Genomic DNA, 16,461 nt, shown 5'->3' with positions numbered 1-16,461 from the left:
GCGGCTACCGCTCTGCCAGCAGTTCCTCTGCGGTGAGCAACGACTCCAGCCGCACGTCTGCCTCGTCCAGTCGTTCCGTCGCCCCCTCCTGTCTGTCGACGACGACCAGGACGCGCTCGACGGTCGCGCCGGCCGCTCGCAGCGCCTCGACGGCGTCCGACGCCGACTGGCCGGTCGTCGCAACGTCCTCCAGCACCACCACCTCTCCGTCCGGGAGCTCGCCCTCGATCCGGTTGCCGGTGCCGTACTCCTTGGCGGACTTGCGGACGACGACGTACGGGGTGTCCGTCTCGACTGCGGTCGCGGCGACGAGCGGCACCGCACCCAGCGCAACGCCCGCGAGGTGTTCACCCGACAGTCGCTCGGCGAACGCCTCGGCGATCAGCGACAGCGCCGTCGGATCCGTCTCGAACCGGTACTTGTCGACGTAGTAGTCGCTCGTCCCGCCGTGTGAGAGTTCGAACTCCCCGAAACGGACGGCGTCCGCGTCGGTCAACGCCCCCACGAGTCGCGTGGTGTCCATACGGACAGTCGGTGTGTGCGACGGCGAAAAGCTACTGGTCCGCGGCGTCAGAACCCCGGCGTCTCCGTCTCCGCCTTCGCCTCTCGGCAGGCCTCTCCGCTCGACGAGGAGATCGCCTCTGTCAGCTGGTAGGCCGCGATCGTACCGGAGGTGGCTCGGCCCTCGAAGACGATTCGGTAGGTGTTGCCGGCGCGGAGACACGGCATCGGGCTCTCGGTGCCGGAGATCAGAGCGACGTCGCCCGTTCCGGCGCTGGCGGCCGTCCAGGCGATCCGTTCACCCGTCCCGCTGACGACGTACACCCGTTCCACGTTCGGAACCGACCCCTCGGCGTAGCCGATCTCCAGGCTCGTGACCTCCTGTGTGGTGTTCACCCGAAACGAGAAGGCGTCGCCGGCCGGCCGTTGGAGCGGTTCGCCGCCGACACCGGAGGCGACGAGTCCACCGACCGTCGCGGCGCCGGCGGCCGCGACCAACAACGCCGCCACCGCGACGAGGGAGAACGTCGTCCGGAACCGTTGGAACAGGTTGTCCGGCTCCTCTTCGTCCCCGCGGTCGCCGAACGGCTCTTCTGACCCCATACCGCACGCTCCACCGTCGGTGGCGTTAAACGCGCCGGTTCCGTTATCAGACGAGAGACTGCCGCCGACGGACCCCCGAGCGTCGGTCCCCGCCGTCGGCGAGACGGCTCCAACTCCAGGGCAGACTACAGAAGATTTATCCTCTCCACTTCTGTACTGCCCTCGTGCCCTCCACCCGACGAGCACTCGTCTCGACAGCGGTAGTGGTACTGCTCTCGCTCGCTCTCGTCGCCCCGCCCGCGGTCGGCACCCACGGCGACCACGACGACTCGACGGCGAGCGACATCGACCTCACACAGGAGATGTACGTGACGGAGCGCGGGGGCGTCTCCACGTTCACCGCGACCGGCATCGACGGCACCGCCAGGTTCGAGATTGGCGACGCGAACACCGGCTACCGTGTCGTCCTCGTTGCGAACGACACGGACGGGGACGGCCGGGTGGCCGTTCGGTTCGACACCTACCGGAGCCCGGACGGCGCCGCCGCCTACACCGTCGTCGGCGACGACGAAGCGGTCTCGTTCAAGGTGGTGGACGGGGTCTCCCGCGTTCTCACCTCGGCCACATACGACGTGGTCGTCCGGGGAGACGGCGACCCGACGATCTCGGCGTTCATCGTCGAGGAACGCAGCCCGGAACTACGGACGCTGACGGCCCCGGCCGCGGACGACCTGACGACCCGCGAGGCGATCCAGACGGGGCTCCAGACGAACGCGAGCGACTGTCGAGCCCCAGTGTCGTGTGACCCGGCGGTGACTCGGACGACGACGGTCGCACACGGCGACCAGCTCGTGGTCGCGTACGACGACCCCGTCGTCGGCAGGGTGCTGGCGACTCAGAACACGACCGTGGCCGGGTTCTCGACGGAGAACGCGACGACACAGTTCCTCGCGGCCGTCGAGACCGGGGGTCTGACGTTCGACCTCCGAGCGACCGGCGACGACGAGACGGCGCTCGAGTCTCGTCTCGGGACGAACAACACACGCGTCGTCCCCGACCGCGCGAACGGCACTCACTACCTCGTCGTGAACACGACCCGTCTGCTCGCGGAGCCGACGGCCGACACGACGCTGACGATGCGGGCGGGAGCGGCTCCGGACCGAATGGGCAACGCGACGGCGACGGGGAACGTGACGCTCGTGCCCCCGTCGGCGCGTCTGGTCACGGAGACCGTTCCGTCGGTGGACGAGCCGACGCTCACCGCCACGACCAACCTCGCGCCGGGGACGGACCTGCGTCTGCTGGTCCGGACGAGGGACGACGCGAGTCGGCTGTTCATCAAGTCGGAGGAGGTGACGACCGGGCCCGACGGCCGCGTCCGGGGGACGCTCGACGTCGACCTCTCCGAGTCCGAGCCGGGCGACCGGTTCACCGTCCGTCCGATCCGGCCGCCGGTCGCGGACGACCTGTTCGACACCGAGGTAGTCGTCCAGTCGACGACACCGACACCGACACCGACGCCGACGGCAACGCCAACTCCGACACCGACACCGACGCCGACGCCGGTGGCGACGCGGACACCGACCCAGACACCCGAACCGACTACGGTGACGGACGTGCCGACGCCGGGGCTCGGCGCGGTCGTCGCGCTCCTGGCGCTCCTGGCGGCGGTCGGACTGGCACGACGGCGGTAGCTACCACGGCTCGTCTTTCAGACCGAGTCGGTAGGCGACCACGTTCGTCCCGACGTGGAGCGCGGGCGTGGCGACGGCGACGACAGCCAGCCGCGGGAGCGTGAACGTCACTCGGAACCACGTCGGGGCCAACAGGAACCCGCAGACGAGCGCACCGACGACGAAGTCCAACTGGTCGAGCCCGGGGAAGGCGGCCCCGCGCTGTCGCCCGCTGCGTCGCTTCAGGAACGAGGCGGCCACGTCGCCGACCATCGCGCCGACGGAGAGCCCGAACGCGGCGACGAGCGGAAACGTCGGGAGTCGGACGCCCGTGGCGTCGCCGACGAGGCCGGCGACGGCGTTCAGCCCGACGGCCAGTGTGACGCCCGCGAGCGTTCCGGCGGCGGTGCCGCGCCACGTCTTCCCGTCGCCCAGCAGCCGTCGGTCACCGAGCGTTCGGCCGCCGTCGATGGGGCGACCGCCGCCGGCGAGCACGGCGGCGTTGTTCGGGACGTACGCGGGCAGCATCGCCCACAGGGCGCCGGCGACGACCGAGAGCAGCATACACAGGCCGTTCGCGCCGGCGTTTGAATCTCCGGCGATTCCGGCCGACGGGCGACGCGTCGGGCCACCGACCGGCCGATCAGGACAACGAGACGCCCGGAATCGCGTCGTCCAGGAGGTCACGCGCCAGCCCAGCGACGAGCGGCACGTCGTCGAACGTGAGTAGGTTCAGCATGGCGCGGACACTCCCCTCGTTCGCGCGCTGGAGGGTGTCGGTCGCGGCGCGGTTCAGGTCCCGCATCAGCCGGTCGTACCGGTCGTTGGAGCCACGATACAGTAGTTCCGTCATCAGGAGCCGCTTGCGGGCGTTGGGCGCCACGTCGGAGTGCCAGAGGTCGTCGTAGACGCTCATTCTGTCGGCGGACGTGTCCGGCTCCCCGGTGAGCGCGCTGTCGACGGTCGCGGCCGCGGCGCGCGCCGACCGCATGCACTTGGCGATCCCCTCGCCCCACAGCGGGTCGATGGTCGGGACGGTGTCGCCGATGGCCATGAACCCGCCCGTCGACAGCTTGTCGGGGCGTTGGATGTGGGCGGAGCCGCGGTGTTGCTTCCCCTCGATCCGTTCGGCGTCCGCGAAACGGGGGTCCTCGTCGATCCAGTACTGGAGGTAGTCGTCGATCCGGAAGTCGTCGCGGGCGTTCTCGCGGTGGCTCTGGTTCTGGATGTAACAGACGCCGACCTTCGCCTCGTCGCCGCCGGTGTGGAACACCCACGAGTAGCCGCCGGGGGCGAGGTCGTGGTCCAGCCGGAGCATCATCGCGTCCGTCAGATCGGCGTACCCCGGGTGGTCCACGTCGATGCCGCGGAGCTCGTACTCCACGCCGATCGCCTGGCGCTCGCGTTCCAGGTCGCACACGTCGAGCTTGCGGGCCAGCGGCGCCGCGGGACCGGTGGCGTCGATCACCACGTCCGCGAACACCTCCTCGTTGCCGTTGTACCGGACACCGACCGCGCGACCGTTGTCGCGGATCGGCTCCGTCGCCCGGGCGTCGAACCGCACGTCGGCGCCGTCTGCGCGGGCGTCGGCGACGAGCCACTGTTTGTACTCGGCGAACTCCAGCACCGCACCCGTCTGCTCACGGACGTAGTGGTCGTTCGGCGACTCCAAGACGACGTCGTCGGTGTAGTTCATCACGACGTCGTCGGGGATGCCGAACGACGACATGGTGGACGGGAACGTTCCGGCGGTGGACTTGTTGCTGCCGGCCGGGAACTCGTCTTCGCCTTCGGCCTCGAGGAGCAGTACGTCGTAGTTTCGCGCCGCGAGATCGCGGGCACACTGGCCACCCGCTGGCCCGGCACCGGCGACCACGACATCGTATTGTTCGGACATGGTGAGAGGAGGCGAATCTATCGCTGTATCCGTCCACGGGCCGGTTCCAGTTGTTACTTCTGGTTCCGCCCGAGCCACGTCGTCCACAGACTCGGACGACGACCACGGCGCCAGCCGTCGTGCCACCGGCGACCGGGACACCCCCGACACGGAGATACACGAACGTGTCCAGACGGGGGCGAGCCGTAACCGACTTCACACACGACCACGCAATCTCGGGCGATGACCGCGTACACGGCGACTGTCACCGTCGCGCCGAAGACCGGCGTGTTGGACCCGGAGGCGGAGACGACACAGCAGGCGCTCGAACGGCTCGGCTTCGAGCTGGAGACGCTGCGGTCGGCCGACCGCTACGAGGTGGACGTAGAGGCGGCGTCGGCCGACGCCGCGGCCGACCGCGCCGCGGAGATGGCCGAGCGACTGCTGGCCAACCCGACGATCCACGACTACGAGGTCGAGGTGACCGAGCGGGAGTCGGCAGAGGAGATCGTCGACGCGGAGACTCCCGACACGGAGGCGGGCCAGTGACGGTCGCGGTCGTCCAGTTCGGCGGGTCGAACTGCGACAGGGACGCCGTCCGGGCGCTGTCGCACCTGGGCGTCGACGCGCGGCTCGTCTGGCACGACGACGGGCTCGCGGCCGGCGCGGGCGTCGACGAACCGACGGATCTGGACGGGGTCGTGCTCCCGGGAGGGTTCTCCTACGGCGACTACCTCCGGGCGGGCGCCATCGCGGCCCGGACGCCGATCCTCGCGGAGGTGCAGGAGGCCGCGACCGCCGGGGTGCCCGTCCTCGGGGTGTGTAACGGCGCGCAGGTCGGTGCGGAGTCCGGGCTCGTCGCCGGCGCGTTCACGACGAACGCCTCCGCCCGGTTCCAGTGTGAGCACGTCCACCTCCGGGTGGAGCGGGCGGACACCCCGTGGACGGCCGCGTACGACGCGGGCGAGGTGATCGAGGTGCCCATCGCTCACGCGGAAGGGCGGTTCGTCGCCGACGACGAGACCGCCGCGCGGCTCGCCGAGGAGAACCGGGTCCTGTTCCGGTACTGCGAGCCGGACGGGAGCGTCACGGACGCCGCGAACCCCAACGGCTCGCGAGACAACGTCGCGGGCGTGCTGGGCGAGCGGGACACCGTCGCGGTGACGATGCCGCACCCAGAGCGGGCGACGCTGCCCGATATCGGCGGCACGGACGGGCAGGGTGTGCTCCGGGCGTTCGCGTAGGGTTGGCGTTCGGTTCGGTGGCTCTCGGGATCGGCGCAGAGACGAGACTTCTCGAAGGGTCGCGCTCGGTGCGAGCTCACGGGGGCGACTTCGGGTGGACAGTCAGCGCCGCAGGTGCCCCCTCACCTCCCCGCACGGCGGGCCACGAGGCCCGCCGCGCGCGTCCCGTGGACTGTCGACGAGCAGACGCTCGGATCGACAGTGTCCCCGGGCGCGCGCAGCGCTCGCGGTTCTGCGAGCGCAAGCACGCGCGAGGGACGAGCAGCGCAACGACCGAACGGAGTGAGGGAGTGAGCAGCGCAGGAGGCTGGGGAGGATTGAGGTTGCGGTGCGGGGTGGGGCTGAAAGGGGCGGCGGGCTCCGCGAAGCACGGCGACGCAAGCACCGCAGCGAAGCGAGGAGCGCAGCGAGCCGCGCGAGCGGAGCCCGCCGGGGCTTTCAGGCTGTTCGCGTCCCCGTATCCAGCAGAGCCAACGACTGACAACGGGGCTTTCGGGACGTTCGTGATCCGAAAACGCTCGACAACGCACCACTCGAAAGCGAGTAATAAAACCGATCAGTACGGCCAGTCGCCGGTGATCTTCATCCCCTCGGCCTGCCCGGCCGCCTCCAGTTCACTCGCAATCGCGGACTCTTCTCGTCGCTCGATCTCCACTTCCGACCGCGCCAGATCGGCCACGAGCGCAGTCAGCAGAATCGCCTGTTCGCGGAGGTTGCGCGCCTCCAGCTTCTCGAACGTGTCGGCGAACGTGTGGCCGTAGCCGCGGCCGCGGCCCTCGGTCCTGCCGTTGATCATGTACCCCGGGACGCCGTGGCGGACGAACGGCCAGTGGTCGCTGTGGGGGACGTGTTCGGGGACGACCTCGATCGGGTGGTCGAACCGGTCGGCGACCCGCTCGGCCGCGGCTCCCAGTTCGTCGAACCCGTGGGTCGTCAGCTGGAGCGTGCGACCGAACACGTTGGAGTCGGCGTTGACGACGGCTTTGATCCGGTCACGGTCGACACGCTGGCTCTCGACGGTGGAGCCGACGAGCCCGACCTCCTCGGCGCCGAAGGCGACGAACCGGACGCGGGTGTCGAGGTCGGCGTCGCGGCGCGTCAGCGCGTTCGCGATCTCGACGATCGTCGCGGTGCCGGCGCCGTTGTCCATCGCCCCCTCGGCGATGTCGTGGGCGTCGGCGTGAGAGGTGACGAGCAGCTCTTCGTCCGTGTCGGGACCGAGGACGGCCGTCGCGTTGCCGCTCGTGGCCGTCGGTGTCTCGCAGTCGACAGAGACGGTCACGTCGTCGCCGGTCGCGCGACGGGCGAGTCTGGCACCGACCTCTTTCGACACGCCGACGGCGGGGATCTCGCCGATCGGTGCCTCGCTCGTCCCGACGGAGCCCGTCGGCGGGAGACAGCCCTCGACGTGGTTGCGGAACACGAACGCCGCCGCGCCGGCCTCGACCGCGTGGTAGTACTTCTCCCGTCGGTGGAGGAACCGGTCGTACCAGTCCGGCACGGTCGTGGACACGAGCGCGACCTTCCCGGTCAGGTCCGTCTCCGCGAACGCCGACGGCAGTCCGGCGCCCACGTCGACGAGTTCGCCCGTCGCCTCCCCGGCGGGGGAGCGCGGCAGCGCGATACACTCCTGCGGGCCGTTCGGCGTCTCGACGCTCGCGTCGCCGCGCACCCAGCCCTGCACGTCGAACGCCTCGATCCGAGCGTCGCGGCAGCCCGCGTCCGCGAGCGCGTCGCGTGTCGCCTCCAGCGCCTCGCGTTCGCCCGACTGGCCGGCCATCCGATTGCCGATGTCGACCAGCGTCTCCAGGTGATCCCAGCCGGCGTCGCTGGTGAACGTCTCGCCGATCCACTGGGCGTCCGCGTCGACCGCCGCTGTGCCGTCGACCGCGTCGCCGTCGGCCGCCGTGTCGGTGTCGTCTGTCACGCCCACACCGTGTGCCGCGCGGGAGAAAGTCGTTCGGGAGGGGGAAGGCGGGGTCGACGATCCCCCCGATGACTCCGGTTCACTCGCTCGTGGACGACTGAGGAGCGAGCAGACTGTGTCTCTAATGATGGTAAATGAGTAGACCCGTCGGACGCAGGGAAACCGAATCCCAACTCCATCCCTCTCACGGAGGGTGGCACATTACCACCCCCGTTTACCATAGGAAGGTTCGTTACCTACTACTCCCGCTTCAGTTGCATCATCCCCACGGCGATGAGCGCTAGCCGAAGGACGGTTGTCACCGCCCACATCACCATGTCTGCTGTGACGCAACCTGCCGAGATGGTTCCAATCATCCGACGGGTTAGGTGACTCTCGTCACCTGACAGATTATTATCCTACTTTGTAAAAAAGGCAACGATGTAGATGGATCTAGTGACATTTGAACCGGGAAGTGAAACGAAGCCACCTCCCGTAGATGATTGGAACCAGTTTAGTGTAGTGCGTAATGATTGATAAACCTTGTGTAGTGGAACGGCTATCCGTCGCACGTGGCGTAGGGGTCACAGTCCTGAACGATCCAATCTGCTACAGTGAGCTCCACCGATTCAGGTCCCCCGCTTGCACGCTAGAGGGGCCAATTCTACTCAGCTCAATACTAGACGGCGTGATCGACACGACAGACCGCCGGGGGGGCACGGACAGTGTCGGGAACGGTCCAGTAGTGACTGCGGTTGGTGACGAGCACGCAGTCGACGAGCTTCGAAAGTGTCGGTCCGACACTGCCGGTCGACGTGCTGATGCCGTCAGTGATCTCGCATTAGCTGAACGCCTGGTCCGCGTTCGACAACAGGAATTGGTAGACTCGTCTCTGTGTGGTCTCGAAACTCAGGCTGACCTCGGCCGCCGAGTCGTCGAGCTTGCTGAATCCGTTTCCAGGATTGGCACGCTGACCAGCTGTGTCGATTGTATCGTCGATAGGGTAGCTGCTCAGTAGCTCACCTGGACGAACTCGTAGGTGTACACCCAGTTCAGCAGGACGTACGTCACGACGCCCAGCGACAGCGACAGGAGCCAGGAGCCGGCGGCGATACGGCCGACCTTCCGGTGTGGGGTCTCCGACCGGAGTTCCTCGACGGAGTGGGTCGCCGCGAGCGTGATCGCGTACAGGACGACGGGGACGGACACCACGGACAGGAAGATGTGGATCGCCAGCATCCCGAGGTAGGCGGCCTTCACGGTCCCGGCGTACGCACCGAGGAACATCGTCGACTCGATGAGGATCTGTTTTTCGCCCGGCCCACCGCCCACCTTCAGGAGGTAGAGCACGAGGAACACGAGGATCAGGGCGAAGGAGGTGACCATCGCGGCGGCGTGACGCCGCACCTCGTTCTGTCTGATCCAGTACCACCCCAGCGCCAGCGAGGCCGTGGCGACGGTGTTGACGACGGCGATAGCGTGGCTGAGGAGGTTCACCTGCCCCTTCGTCAGTTCCGGGAAAATCGGGAACACGCCCGCGAACGTGCCGATGACGGCTACGTAGCCGATCACGGAGACGACGGCGACGGTCGCCTTCGGGTGCCGTCTCACCCTGGCGAGCGCGCCGCTCGCGTCTGCTGTTGCCATACGAACGGTTTGTGTGTCGACGGTATTGCGTCTTCGGATATTCTACTGTTGTACCGGAAGTCTATTCATGCTCACCCGCGTTCACCACATAGAAGAACACAGTGATACAGCATGACGACTGATTATCTTTATGCTGCGGTTGACGAGAGCGGTACTATAACCAGTGATGAACACTTCGAAGTTGCTGCTTGCTGGTACGTCTCGGAAAAGGGTCCACGGGCAGCTCTGAGCGAGGCACGAGTCTCGCTTCAGGAACAGTTGGAAGCCATGGGGTACATACCAGAAGGAAGAAAAGAAATCAAGGGAAAGGACCTATCACCAGATGGTCTAGATTATCTTTTCGAGTGTCTACGCCACACTGTGTACAACGGTGGCACGGTTGCGGACGCCAGACTCCCGCTTGACTCGCCCGTTGCGTACTCTTTTAGTGGGACAGATACGGACCTTGCTAGATCTGTTCTTGACAGTAACAGTCGGAACACATCAGTTGAGGAGTCGATACGCACGATGCTTCTACTTTCAGCGTTGAATCCACTCCTGTACCACGGTCAATTTCAGAACGTCGATAGAGACCGTGTCCGAGTGTTACTTGATGCATCGGTGTGGGAGACCGCAAAAGAACGGATTGAGAACACCGAGAAGGTCTCTGACCGACAGATAGAGTTCGAGATCTGGGACAGCGAAAAAGTCGCTGGGATACAGTTTGCGGACGTAGCAGCCAACGCGCGGTTCAAGAGACACAGCGGTGAAACGTTCGACGGGACACACAAGAAACTAGAAAATCTGTGTTTACAGTAAAGCTGCGGTGCGGGCAGTCTCATTCCCCGTCTGGCGGGATCATCGTCTGCCGTTCCCGCAGGGCCAGTGCCGAGAGGCTCATTCCCCGTCTAGCGGGATCATTGACTCTCTTTCCCGGCTCGTAATTCAGCTTAGAGCTTACACCATATTAAATCCTTCGCTGTAAGCCAGACTGGGAAGTTGAATGAGTCAATTAATGACTACTATCTTCGCCGTTATCGCATATGACCGATCAGTACTGCGCGGTAGTCGAGAATACCCTCGATCGCCTCCGAGACGACTACGACGAGGTTCCAATCCGCCGCACGGAGTGGTGCGTCGACCGCGAGACGTACGAACAGACGCGCGAGCGGGCCGCGGCGGGTACTGTCGGCGGCGCAGGCGTGTGGGTCCGACGGGTCGTCGACGGCGTCACGGAGGCGTTGGTCGTCCGCGAGCGCGACGCCGACGGCTGGTCGGAGCCGGCGGGCAAACAGGAGCCGGGCGAGCGCTTGGAGGCGACGGCTCGCCGCGAGACCCGCGAGGAGACCGGCGTCGACCCCGAACTCACGGGCGTCAGGCTGGCGACACGGGCGCGACACGTCCACGGCGACCGGCCGCCGATCGACCGGCTCGTCGTCGTCTTCGACGCGGTGCCGGCAGGCGACGACACGGCGTTCGACCCAGCGGACGCGACGGCGCTTGACCCGGCGGAGACGGAGATCGACGACGCTCGGTGGGTCCGCGAGCACCCGTCGCCGTTGCGGTACGACGCGGTTGCGTCGTTCCCGATCGAACCGCCCGAGCGGTGACGGCAAAAGAACTACACGGGGGTCGGTCGTACGACGCTCCGTGACATTACCCCCGGCGGAGTTCGCGGCCGCCGCCGCGGTGATCGAGACCTGGTGGGAGCTGTGGCTCGTCGTCGTCTGCGGGGTCGCCGGCGCCGCACTCGCGCCGGCGGTCGTCGCCCGAACGAACCGGACTCGGGCGCCGACGCCGCCCCAGCGTCGACAGCTCGCCGCCGCCGGAGTGCCCCCGGAGCGGGTCCGGCTGCTCGCGGCCGGCGACACCGTCGGCGCGTTCGCGGCCGGACTCTCCCCACGGGTGGGTCGTGTGTTCGTCACGACGGCACTGTGCCGGGAGCTCGACCCCGAAGAGGTGGCTGCTGTCGCCTGCCACGAGTACGGCCACCTCGCGCGTCGTCACGTCCCCGTTCGACTGGGTGTGCCCGTGGGATTCGCGCTCGCGTGGGTCGCCGGCGCGCGGCTGGCCCCCGGCTCGGAGTTTCTCGTCGGCGTCGGTCTGCTCGTCCCGACGGTGGCGCTGTCGCTCGCGGCCGCTCGCTGGACGGAGTTCGACGCCGACGCCTTCGCTCGTACTCGTGCCAGCGGGGAGTGCTTGGCGAGCGCGCTCTCTCGGCTCGCCGCCGCCGGCCACCTCGCCGACGGCGGCCGGCTGTCCAGACACCCGTCGCTGGACGGTCGAATCGGGCGACTCCGGCGGGAGTGATCGCGCCCGGCCGAGTCTGTCGGGAACGACCCCGGCCGGGCGGACCAGCCCCCTTCGCCGACGCCGACGGCGTCAGATCACGCCGGTGTACGTCGCCACCTCCCGGACCGCGCTCGGCTCCATCCCGTCGCCGAGGATCGTGTAGCGGTCCCGGATCTCGTGGGCGGTCGCCAGCGCCTCCACGACCACCTCCGTCGACACGCCGAGCTCGTCGGCAGTCGTCGGTGCGCCGATCTCCTCCAGTGCGTCCCGGATCAGCTGCCAGCCGCCGTCCTCGCCGGTGTGGAGGTACTCGATCACGATCGCACCGACGCCGACCTGGTGGCCGTGGAGCGCGGGCTCCGGGGCGATCCGGTCGAGTTGGTGCGAGAAGAGGTGTTCGGCGCCCGAAGCCGGGCGCGAGGAGCCGGCGATGGACATGGCGACGCCCGAGGAGACGAGCGCCTTCGAGACGAGCCAGGCGGACTCCACCAGCCCCTCCTTGATGGAGTCGGCGTTGCCGACCAGCATCTCGGCGGTCATCTCCGAGAGCGCGCCGGCGTACTCGCTGTAGCGGGCGCCCTTCAACCGGTGGGCGAGCCGCCAGTCTTTCACCGCGGTGTAGTTGGAGATGATGTCGGCACAGCCGGCGGTCGTGAGCCGCCAGGGCGCCTGTGCCATGAGTTCCGTGTCGGCGACGACCGCCAACGGCGGGTCGGCGGCGACGGAGTGGCGGGTCTTCCCCTCGGGAATCGACGACCGCCCGGAGACGATGCCGTCGTGGCTCGCGGCGGTCGGGACGGAGACGAACCCGCGGCCCACCTCCTCGGCGGCCATCTTCGCAACGTCGATCGCCTTCCCCCCGCCGAGCGCGACGAGGTACGCGGGCTCGACTTCCTCGGCCGTCCGGGTGACGCGCTCGATCGCGTCGTAGCCGGCCGTCTCGACGACGACAGTGGTCGCGTCGTCGAACTGGGCCCGGAGCCGGTCGCCCGCCAGTTCGTCGGGCGTGGGACTGGTGACGAGCAACGCCTCTCCGCCGAGTCCGAGTTCGCCGACCGCGTCGCCGACCTCGTCGAGCATCCCGTGGCCGACGAGGACGTTCCGCGGCAGCTTGATCCACCGCGACTTGTCTGTCATACCCGCCTGTGGGCCGGCTCCGTTGAAATGGTTGTCCGTCCGCGTTGTGTCTGTCAGCTGAGAGTCGGGGGTGTAGTAGCTACAGTCGACGGTAGTCGAATCAGAAGGACTCTGTGTCGGGAAGACGACTAGTGAACGTGGAAGTCTCGTCGTCGAAACTACTGTCTGTTGGTGCTGTATCGGTAGCACTCTTCGCTCTGTTTCAGTCTGTAGGGTCAGTGTTAGATATCGGACAAGCAGAAGTAATCGGAACCACCGTCGGGACGCTCGTTGCTCTCGTAGTATCTACTAGAATTGTAGACGAGTGAGGCTGTCACGTAGGCTGGGATGGAGGTTGGACGTCGCAGCCCCGAGAGGACACGGCAGACGGACGGCAGTGAATCCGCTCGGGTTCGCGTCAGCAGTTCCGGCTGGAGTCGGCGACACTGTTACAGACGCCCTCGCAGCCACAGAGCCACCGATGTCGCCGTTCTGTGGGGTCCCAACACTACCGAACGAGTCCCTCGCTGACACAGGCAGTGGAGTCGACTGGACGACGGAGAGAGCCCGTGTTACGCTGTACGACTACCGACGAGACGTGGAGCCGACTCAACCGGTCTGCTCTCGTCTCAGCGCGTCTCCACCTCAGTCTCCTCCGCCTCCATCCCGGTCACTTCGTCTTCCAGCCACTCGCGGAACCACTGCACTCGCTTCAGTCGGCGGTGTGCGATGGAGGTGCCCGTCTCCGACTCCACCCGGGCGGCGTGTTGCTTGCCCCGCTGGTACACCCGTTCGACCATCGTCGCGGCGTCCATGTGCGTCCGGGACTCGTAGCCCATCCGCAACAGCATCAACGCCGTCCCGTTGGCACCCACCTTGTCGAGCAGGTCCGCCTCCACGAGACACTGAGTCTCCAGCGAGAGATCCGACACCGACCCCTGGTAGGAGTGGTCCTCGACCGCAGTCGTCACTGCCTGGACGAACGAGGGGGCGAACTCTCCACGACTCTCCAGGAACTCGCGGGCGACACGGGCACCCTCCTCGGCGTGAACGTCCTGGTCGGCCTCCAGCTTCGCCACGTCGTGGAACAGGGCGGCGACCCGCACCACGTCCACGTCTGCTCCCTCTTCGTGGGCGATCTGCTCGCTGATGTCGACGACGTTCTGGATGTGGTTGAACCGGTACTCCGCGGAGTGCCAGGGGTACCACCGCATCCGCCCGCCGTCCTCCTCGCTCTCGACGGACGCGATCAGGTACTCCCGGACGAACTGTTCCATGTCGGCGAACTCCTCCGCCGAGACCGCAGACTCTCTTATCTCGACACCCACGGTGTACACCTCCGCTCGGAGTCGGTCGAAGAGACGTGATCGTTACTCATTAATCATATCTCAGACGGGATGCGTCCTTATAAGCTTCGCACCGTCCGTCTCGGCGCGTCTTGCGGCCGGTCTCGGTCCCGGACAACGGATTTGTGCCTCGCCGCCGTACCCCTTCGCGTGACAGACCAACGCTACCTAGAGGACAGCACCGTCCGTTCGTTCCAGGCGACCGTCGAGCGGTCGCTCCCCGACCGCGTCGTGTTGGACGCGACACACTTCTACCCGACAGGGGGCGGCCAGCCGAACGACACCGGACGGCTCGTCGCCGACGGGACGAAGTTCCAGGTCGTCGACGTACAGAAACAGGACACGGTGTACCACACCCTCGCGGAGGAGACACCGGCCGTCGGCACGACGGTCACGGGGGAGATCGACTGGGAGCGACGCCAGGCCCACAGTCGCTACCACACTGCACAACACCTCCTGTCTGCGGTGTTGCTGTCGGAGTTCGACGCCCCGACCGTCGGCAACCAACTGTACGACGACCGCGCCCGACTGGACTGTTCGTACGAGCGGTTCTCCGAGACGGAGCTGGCGGATCTGGAGGCGTCGCTGAACGAGATCGTCGACGACGCGCTCCCGGTGCGGAGCTACACGATGGCCCGCGAGCGAGCGGAAGCGGAGTTGGACACGGAGCGAACGCGGATCGACCTCCTGCCGGACTCTATCCAGGAGCTCCGGATCGTCGAGATCGGCGACAGCGAGGACCCGTTCGACCGGACTGCCTGCGCCGGCACGCACGCGACGGACACGGGTGACCTCGGCCAGGTGACCGTCACCGGCCGGACCACCCAGGGGTCCGAGACGGAGCGCGTCGAGTTCGAACTCGCCGACTCGTGAACGTCGTCGACGTGTTGCCGCGGGACGCCATCCCCCCGGTGTACGAGCCGACGTACTCCGCGCCCGAGCGGTACGACGGCGACGCCGGCGACGACGTGGTCGTCGTGGAGCGCGACGGCGCCGTCCGCGGCTACCCGATCCGGTACCTGAGCTACCACGAGGTGGTCGACGACGAACTAGGCGGGACGCCGATTGCGGTCACCTGGTGTCCGCTGTGTGGGAGTGTGCTCGTCTTCGACCGCCGTGTCGACGGGGAGACGCTCACCTTCGGCGTCTCCGGTAAGCTCGCGGACGATACGCTCGTCCTGTACGACCACGAGACGGACAGCGAGTGGAAACAGTCGCTGGGCCGGGCCATCGCCGGACCCCACGAGGGAACGGAACTGGACCTGCTCCCGTCGACGGTGACGACCTACGAGCGACTCTGCGACGGCTACCCGGACGCCGACCTACTCGCGCCGCCGGGCGGCGCCAGCGAGACCGCCAGCGAGACCGACGAGCCCGCCGAGATCGACTACGACGAGGCCGCCTTCGACGACTACTTCGACGGCGACGGGTTCGGGCTCGGCGGCCGGCGCTCGGACGTGCCACAGCGGTCGTTCCCGTTGGACTGGATCGATCCCAAGGCCGTCGTCGTCGGCCTGGAACACGACGGTGAGGCCGTCGGCGTCCCACGACCGACGGTCGAGGCTGCCGGTGGCGTCGTTCGCGTGACCGTCGGCGGCGCGAGCGTGGTCGTGTTCGCAGCCCCGGACGGCACGCACGCCTACCACGACCCCGGCTTCGACTGGCGACTCGCGGACGGGGTCGCTCGCGGCGACGGCCTCCGCTGGGACCCGACGACGGGCGTCGCCGACGGCACGGACCGACGGCTCTCCCGGTTCCCCGCCGTCAGGCTGTTCGCCTACGGCTGGGTCGACAACCACGGCACGGCGGCGTTCTACCGGGAGTAGTCCGGTCACTCCGCGAGGACCAACACCTCCGTGTTCGCACGGCGGTCGGTGTACGGCCCGCCGGCTGGTGGTTTGATCTCGATTACGAGCGTTCCCTCCGCTTGGTTCGGGCCCAGCGTCGGCGCGACGGTGACGGTGGCGTTGCCGTCCGGACCGGTCTCGGCCGTCACTGGGCCGTCCAACCCGGCGGAGCCGGCGGTCACGACGACGGTCGCGCCCGTCACCGGCTCACCCCCGCCGACGACACCGACGGTCAGTGACTGCTCGCCGACCGTCGTCACCTCCGGCGTCGGACGGGCGTCCAGTTCTGTCGTCTGGATCCCGCCGATCCCGTCGACCATACTCATCATCACGCCCAGGCTGGCGACGCCGACGACCAGCGCGATCACGAGCCTGATCGGTAGCCCCTCGATCCCACGGCGGTCCCGCCAGAGCCCTCTGGTCTCGCTCTGTTCCCCGTCGTCGCCTCCGCTGTCGGAGTCGAACACGGGGCGTCTGGTCCCGGCACCACC

The 16,461-nt window shown here is 67.6% G+C and carries 17 protein-coding genes; 8 read left to right on the top strand and 9 right to left on the bottom strand.

Annotation, left to right across the window (positions count from 1 at the left end; all coding sequences use genetic code 11):
- Positions 1-4: 4 nt before the first annotated feature.
- Entirely contained in the window at positions 5-523 is a 519-nt protein-coding gene (gene pyrE / locus RYH79_RS13565; protein WP_370900000.1) for an orotate phosphoribosyltransferase, read from the bottom strand.
- A 47-nt stretch (positions 524-570) separates the two neighbouring features.
- The gene (locus tag RYH79_RS13560; protein ID WP_370899998.1) at positions 571-1,104 is read right to left on the bottom strand and encodes a hypothetical protein; all 534 of its coding nucleotides are present in this window, start codon (positions 1,102-1,104) and stop codon (positions 571-573) included.
- A 164-nt stretch (positions 1,105-1,268) separates the two neighbouring features.
- On the opposite strand from RYH79_RS13560, the gene RYH79_RS13555 reads away from it, so the two are divergent.
- Entirely contained in the window at positions 1,269-2,738 is a 1,470-nt protein-coding gene (locus RYH79_RS13555; RefSeq protein WP_370899996.1) for a BGTF surface domain-containing protein, read from the top strand.
- Here RYH79_RS13555 and RYH79_RS13550 read toward each other — a convergent pair whose 3' ends face one another.
- On the bottom strand, positions 2,739-3,281 hold the full coding sequence (locus RYH79_RS13550) for a CDP-2,3-bis-(O-geranylgeranyl)-sn-glycerol synthase (protein WP_370899994.1): 543 nt from the start codon (positions 3,279-3,281) through the stop codon (positions 2,739-2,741).
- Positions 3,282-3,360: 79 nt separating this feature from the next.
- Positions 3,361-4,614, bottom strand: a complete 1,254-nt coding sequence (locus RYH79_RS13545; RefSeq protein ID WP_370899992.1) for a digeranylgeranylglycerophospholipid reductase — start codon at positions 4,612-4,614, stop codon at positions 3,361-3,363.
- 222 nt (positions 4,615-4,836) lie between these two features.
- Between RYH79_RS13545 and purS the strand changes: the two genes are divergently transcribed.
- The gene (gene purS / locus RYH79_RS13540) at positions 4,837-5,142 is read left to right on the top strand and encodes a phosphoribosylformylglycinamidine synthase subunit PurS (RefSeq protein ID WP_370899990.1); all 306 of its coding nucleotides are present in this window, start codon (positions 4,837-4,839) and stop codon (positions 5,140-5,142) included.
- Entirely contained in the window at positions 5,139-5,837 is a 699-nt protein-coding gene (gene purQ, locus RYH79_RS13535) for a phosphoribosylformylglycinamidine synthase I (protein ID WP_370899989.1), read from the top strand. The genes purS and purQ overlap by 4 nt, the downstream gene beginning before the upstream one ends.
- A 556-nt stretch (positions 5,838-6,393) precedes the next feature.
- Here the strand turns inward: purQ and RYH79_RS13530 are convergent.
- Both RYH79_RS13530 and RYH79_RS13525 read right to left on the bottom strand, forming a co-directional pair.
- Positions 6,394-7,686 (bottom strand): M28 family peptidase, encoded by a 1,293-nt coding sequence (locus tag RYH79_RS13530; protein WP_370900896.1) that lies wholly within the window; start codon positions 7,684-7,686, stop codon positions 6,394-6,396.
- 1,068 nt (positions 7,687-8,754) lie between these two features.
- The gene (locus tag RYH79_RS13525; protein ID WP_370899988.1) at positions 8,755-9,390 is read right to left on the bottom strand and encodes a DUF420 domain-containing protein; all 636 of its coding nucleotides are present in this window, start codon (positions 9,388-9,390) and stop codon (positions 8,755-8,757) included.
- Positions 9,391-9,501: 111 nt separating this feature from the next.
- On the opposite strand from RYH79_RS13525, the gene RYH79_RS13520 reads away from it, so the two are divergent.
- The 3 genes from RYH79_RS13520 (at position 9,502) to RYH79_RS13510 (ending at position 11,679) form a co-directional block, all read left to right on the top strand.
- Positions 9,502-10,188, top strand: coding sequence for a DUF3800 domain-containing protein (locus RYH79_RS13520; protein WP_370899986.1), 687 nt, complete (start codon positions 9,502-9,504; stop codon positions 10,186-10,188).
- A gap of 224 nt (positions 10,189-10,412) precedes the next feature.
- Positions 10,413-10,979 carry an NUDIX domain-containing protein gene (locus RYH79_RS13515; RefSeq protein WP_370899984.1) on the top strand — a complete coding sequence of 189 codons (567 nt, stop codon included), beginning with the start codon at positions 10,413-10,415 and terminating at the stop codon, positions 10,977-10,979.
- A gap of 40 nt (positions 10,980-11,019) precedes the next feature.
- A complete protein-coding gene (locus RYH79_RS13510; protein ID WP_370899982.1) occupies positions 11,020-11,679 on the top strand; it encodes a M48 family metallopeptidase in 660 nt (219 codons plus the stop codon).
- 72 nt (positions 11,680-11,751) lie between these two features.
- On the opposite strand, the gene RYH79_RS13505 is transcribed toward RYH79_RS13510, so the two are convergent.
- Both RYH79_RS13505 and RYH79_RS13500 read right to left on the bottom strand, forming a co-directional pair.
- Positions 11,752-12,798: an NAD(P)-dependent glycerol-1-phosphate dehydrogenase gene (locus RYH79_RS13505; protein WP_370899980.1), complete on the bottom strand. Its 1,047-nt coding sequence runs from the start codon at positions 12,796-12,798 to the stop codon at positions 11,752-11,754.
- Between the two features lie 608 nt (positions 12,799-13,406).
- The gene (locus RYH79_RS13500) at positions 13,407-14,105 is read right to left on the bottom strand and encodes an HD domain-containing protein (RefSeq protein ID WP_370899978.1); all 699 of its coding nucleotides are present in this window, start codon (positions 14,103-14,105) and stop codon (positions 13,407-13,409) included.
- A 168-nt stretch (positions 14,106-14,273) separates the two neighbouring features.
- On the opposite strand from RYH79_RS13500, the gene RYH79_RS13495 reads away from it, so the two are divergent.
- Together RYH79_RS13495 and RYH79_RS13490 are read left to right on the top strand one after the other, a co-directional pair.
- The gene (locus RYH79_RS13495; protein WP_370899976.1) at positions 14,274-14,996 is read left to right on the top strand and encodes an alanyl-tRNA editing protein; all 723 of its coding nucleotides are present in this window, start codon (positions 14,274-14,276) and stop codon (positions 14,994-14,996) included.
- The gene (locus RYH79_RS13490) at positions 14,993-15,949 is read left to right on the top strand and encodes a DUF3179 domain-containing (seleno)protein (RefSeq protein WP_370899974.1); all 957 of its coding nucleotides are present in this window, start codon (positions 14,993-14,995) and stop codon (positions 15,947-15,949) included. The genes RYH79_RS13495 and RYH79_RS13490 overlap by 4 nt, the downstream gene beginning before the upstream one ends.
- A 5-nt stretch (positions 15,950-15,954) precedes the next feature.
- On the opposite strand, the gene RYH79_RS13485 is transcribed toward RYH79_RS13490, so the two are convergent.
- Positions 15,955-16,437: a DUF7382 domain-containing protein gene (locus RYH79_RS13485; RefSeq protein WP_370899972.1), complete on the bottom strand. Its 483-nt coding sequence runs from the start codon at positions 16,435-16,437 to the stop codon at positions 15,955-15,957.
- Positions 16,438-16,461 lie beyond the last annotated feature (24 nt).

Origin of the sequence: Halobaculum sp. MBLA0143 (assembly GCF_041361465.1) — an archaeon.
In the GTDB taxonomy this organism is placed as follows: Archaea; Halobacteriota; Halobacteria; order Halobacteriales; family Haloferacaceae; genus JAHENP01.
Note: the sequence above shows the minus strand (reverse complement) of the source record. Positions and strands in the feature narration are given on the sequence as shown.